Below are 4081 nucleotides of genomic sequence, written 5' to 3' on the forward strand. Positions count from 1 at the left end.
CGAGCTGCGCCTGTCGGCCACCGTGGGCTTTGCGCGCCACATTGCACCGGCCCTGGGTGATTTGTTGGCCGCGCATCCAGCACTGCGGCTGCGCCTGCTGGTGGACGACGCGCCCATTGATCTCATCAACGCCCGCATCGACCTGGCCGTGCGGTTCGGGCGCCTGCCAGACTCCACCTGGGTGGCGCGGCGCCTGTGCGGCATGCAGTGGTGGCTGTGCGCATCGCCCACCTGGGTGGCTGCCCATGGCATGCCCCAGCACCCGGACGCGTTGCTGGCCCACAGTTGGCTGGGGCTGGTGCGCGACCACAGCGGGTTGCTGGTCGATCTGCACAGCCCCACCGGCGAGCCCCACGCGCTGCGCGTGGAGCCCCGCATTGCCAGCAACAACCAGCTTTCCATCCAGCAGATGTGTGAGGCGGGGCTGGGGCTGGCGCTGGTGGGCAGCATGGACGCCCACGATGCGCTGCAGGCGGGGCGGCTGGTGCGCCTGCTGCCCGACTGGTCGTGCGGCACGCTGGACATCTGGGCCGTCACCCCCCAGCGCGACGCCCAGCCCGCCAAGGTGCGCCAAGCCATCGCCGCACTGCACCATTACCTCCGCCAAGTGCCCGGCGCGCAGGACTGAAGCACCGGCGCGGTGGTGGCACAGCAGGGCCGATGCCGATGCCGATGCCGATGCCGATGCCGATGCCGATGCCGATGCCGATGCCGATGCCGATGCCGCCAAAATGTTCTCTCAAACCGCCCCATATTTCACCCGTCCGGCGCGCGCGTGCTCCTAGAATTCGGCAAGGCGCATTCCTTGCGCGAAGGATTTCCCCATGAAAGCAGTGCAGCAAGACATCGAAGAACGCACCCACCTCACCGGCACGAACAAGTTCGAGCTCTTGCTGTTTCGCCTGGGTGCCGATGGCGCGCAAGGCAAGTCCGAGCTGTTCGGCATCAACGTCTTCAAGATCCGCGAAATCGTGGCCATGCCCAGCATTACGCCCATCGCGGGCGCCACGCCGTACTCGCTGGGCGTGGTCAACCTGCGCGGCCAGATCATTCCGGTGCTGGACCTGCCCGCCATCGTGGGCTGCAAGCCCCAGACGGGGCTGAACATCATGCTGGTGACCGAATACGCGCGCACCACGCAGGCGTTTGCCGTGGAGTCGGTGGAAGACATCGTCCGGCTCGACTGGAAGCAGGTGCTGTCCGCCGAAGCCAGCGGTGCGGCCGGCAAGCTGGTGACCAGCATTGCGCGGCTGGACGGCAACACCGACGGCTCGCGGCTCGCACAGGTGCTGGATGTCGAAGCCATCCTGCAGATGGTGTCACCGCCCGAGGGCGACCCGGTGGACCCTCAGAAGGTGGGGCCGCGCCTCAAGCTGAAGCCCGGCACCATGGTGCTGGCGGCGGATGATTCGTTCGTGGCCCGTTCACTCATCGAGCAGGAACTGCAGATCCTGCAGGCTCCGTTCGAAATGGTGAAATCGGGGCAGGAAGCCTGGGACCGGCTCAATGCCCTGGCCGTCCAGGCGGCCGCCGAAGGGAAGACCGTGCTGGACAAGGTGTCGCTGGTGCTCACCGATCTGGAAATGCCTGAGATGGACGGCTTCACGCTCACGCGCCACATCAAGCAAGATGCCCGCTTCCAGGGGCTGCCGGTGATCATCCACTCGTCGCTCTCGGGATCAGCCAACGAGGACCACGTGCGCAGCGTGGGTGCGGACGGGTACGTGGCCAAGTTCGTCGCAGAAGACCTCGCCGACGCCATTCGGCGCGTGCTGCCGAAGTAACTGCGACGCTGCGAGGCGGCCCAACTGCCCCGCAGCCGGCCGGCGGCGGCCTTCGCCACCGGCTCGGACCGTGCTTGCCGGAACCGGGGCGCAAAACCCATCGCATGCCGGGGCCGAGGTCGGGGCCATCTCTCAGCTTTTGGCGGCCTGGGCATGCGGCTGCCCATCTATCCGGCTGGCCAAGATCCCCTGTGACAAGCCGTGGGAACCGTGCCCTCCAAAGACTCGGCATCCTGCGGCGGACCAATTCAGGGGACCATGGCTGCCAACCGCATGGCCCAGATCGCCCGCACGAAGGCGGCTGCAGCGGGATGATGCAGTGGCCAGCGTTATCTCCCCGACACTCGGGTACAGAGCCAGGCCGCCACGCCGCAGGGCTCTCAACCCACCGCCAAGCTCGCGCGCACCAGCTCACCCACCCATAAATTCACAAAAAAACCTCTGATGCGCTTGCCCTACAAGCGTTTTGCGCTATTTTATTCATAGCAACCAACCCCTCTGCGGATGCCTGTGCTTCAGGCCCCAGCACCCGACCCGGGCAAGCACCCAGGTCAACCAAAGGGCACCGCCAGGCGTCTAAGGAGGAATCAGGTTTCCAGACAGGTGTAACACCCTGCCAGAATGCTTTTCAAGGGCTTTACGCAACGCACGGAACGCCGCCCGCGGCGCCAGAATCGGACCACCATGACCTTCCCTTACGCCCGCATTGTTTCCGCCGTTGCGCTGGCCGCGCTGGTCACGGGCTGCGCCGTGGTCCCCGGCGATCCATACTACAACCCGCCGCCTGCCGGCTACACGGTCTACGAACAGCCCGGGTACATCTACAGCAGCCCGCCGCCAGCCTACGGCTACCCCGCTGCGCCACCACCGGCTTACTTCTACGGGCGCCGCTATGACGACCGCAACGACTGGCGCGAACGCGAGCAGTGGCGCGACCACGAACGCGCCCAGCGCGAGCGCGATGCCGCCGCGAACGCGAGGCACGCCAGGCCCAGGATGCGCGCCGCGAGCAGGATGCCCGCCGGGATCGCGAACAGCAGGCCCGGGACCAGGCCCGCCGCGACCAGGCAGAACGCCAGCGACGCGAAGACGAGCGGCGCCAGCGCGACCGCGACGGGCAGCGGGACCGGCCTGACCAGCCTCGCTGGAGAAGCGACGTCCCCCGCGGCCAAGGCAGTTGAAGGAGCCCACCATGCCCTTGTTGCGCAGCAGTCTGGCCGCCTGTGCGGCACTTGTTTGTCTGGCCGCTCCGGCCCAGGTCCTGCGCTGCACCGATGCGCGCACCGGCCAAGTCACGTACACCGACGGCGCGTGCGCGGGCGCTGCCTCGGTCCGAGAGGTCGAACCGCGCCGCACACCCCAGGAGATCCAGCAGGAGCGCCAGCAGGCCGCTGAGGCACTGGAGCGCAAGCAGCAGCAACTCGACGCAGAAGCCCGCCAATCCGCGGCCGACCGCGAGGCGCGGCGCGAACGCGACAAGGCGGCCCGGGCTGCGCAGCAGCCCTTGCGGGGACAGGACTACGCCCGTTCGGCCGAGTGCGCGCGCTCGCGCCGCAACCTCGACGTCGTCGCAAGCAGTGTGGCCGGCACCTACGACCAGAGCCAGCGTGTGGAAACCGCGCAGCGCCAAGTGGATTTGGATTGCCTGGGCCCCGAAGGCTATGCCGAGGTCGAGAAAGCACGCGCAGCGCGCGCGGCAACGGCGCCCGTCATTGTTGTGCCGCCGCACTACCCCGTCCATCTGCGGCCTGCGCCGCCGCCCCCCCCACGCACGTTCACGCAGTGCAATGTCTTTCGCTGCTACGACAGCCAGGGCAACAGCTACCCGCGTTGATCGCTCCGGCGCTGGTCAGGCACGCAAACCGGTGGCCACGGTGGGGTAGCGCAGGCGCAGCCCCAGTTCGCCCAGCAGGCGCCCGTTGTCAAGCCTGCGCGATTCGCTCATGAAGCTCAGCAGCATCACCGGCAATGCCTCCTGCGCCGTACTGCGCGGCACCCGGGGCGGGCGTGGCAGGCCATACAGGTCTGCGGCCAAGTCGAAATAATCGCCCATTTTCATCTCGCTGACATCGCTGGCGTTGTAGACGCGCTGCGGCCGGCCCCGCCACAGCGCCGCCAGGCAGGCGCGCGCCAGGTCGTCGGCATGGATGTGGTTGGTGTACACGTCGTCCTGCGCCGCCAGCACAGGAGTGCCCTTGCGCAGCCGCGCCTCGGGCGTGCCGCCCTCGCGGTCGGTGGCATAGATGCCAGGGATGCGCAGGATGCTGGCACGCACCCCCGCGCGCCCCAGGTGCCGC

Annotated in this window: 4 protein-coding genes and 1 pseudogene; 3 read left to right on the forward strand and 2 right to left on the reverse strand. The window is 68.0% G+C overall.

All coding sequences use genetic code 11. From position 1 onward, the window contains the following. Positions 1 to 628: substrate binding domain-containing protein (locus ACDELDRAFT_RS19790; RefSeq protein WP_005799828.1), on the forward strand; the 628-nt coding region annotated here is incomplete at its 5' end. Between the two features lie 196 nt (positions 629 to 824). Further along, on the forward strand, positions 825 to 1784 hold the full coding sequence (locus ACDELDRAFT_RS19795) for a chemotaxis protein (protein ID WP_005799829.1): 960 nt from the start codon (positions 825 to 827) through the stop codon (positions 1782 to 1784). 890 nt (positions 1785 to 2674) lie between these two features. On the opposite strand, the gene ACDELDRAFT_RS25235 is transcribed toward ACDELDRAFT_RS19795, so the two are convergent. Next, entirely contained in the window at positions 2675 to 2956 is a 282-nt protein-coding gene (locus tag ACDELDRAFT_RS25235) for a hypothetical protein (protein ID WP_040330015.1), read from the reverse strand. Between the two features lie 20 nt (positions 2957 to 2976). On the opposite strand from ACDELDRAFT_RS25235, the gene ACDELDRAFT_RS19805 reads away from it, so the two are divergent. Then, positions 2977 to 3618, forward strand: a complete 642-nt coding sequence (locus tag ACDELDRAFT_RS19805; protein WP_005799830.1) for a DUF4124 domain-containing protein — start codon at positions 2977 to 2979, stop codon at positions 3616 to 3618. A 15-nt stretch (positions 3619 to 3633) separates the two neighbouring features. On the opposite strand, the pseudogene ACDELDRAFT_RS19810 reads toward ACDELDRAFT_RS19805, so the two are convergent. Continuing rightward, positions 3634 to 4081: pseudogene (locus ACDELDRAFT_RS19810) on the reverse strand (SDR family NAD(P)-dependent oxidoreductase); the annotation flags it as partial.

It is taken from the genome of Acidovorax delafieldii 2AN, from assembly GCF_000175235.1.
In the GTDB taxonomy this organism is placed as follows: domain Bacteria; phylum Pseudomonadota; class Gammaproteobacteria; order Burkholderiales; family Burkholderiaceae_C; genus Acidovorax; species Acidovorax delafieldii_B.

Bases quoted from the DNA above. Each gene is read 5' to 3' on its own strand.
- ACDELDRAFT_RS19795 (WP_005799829.1), top strand. From the start codon at position 825: ATGAAAGCAGTGCAGCAAGACATCGAAGAACGCACCCACCTCACCGGC.
- ACDELDRAFT_RS19805 (WP_005799830.1), top strand. From the start codon at position 2,977: ATGCCCTTGTTGCGCAGCAGTCTGGCCGCCTGTGCGGCACTTGTTTGT.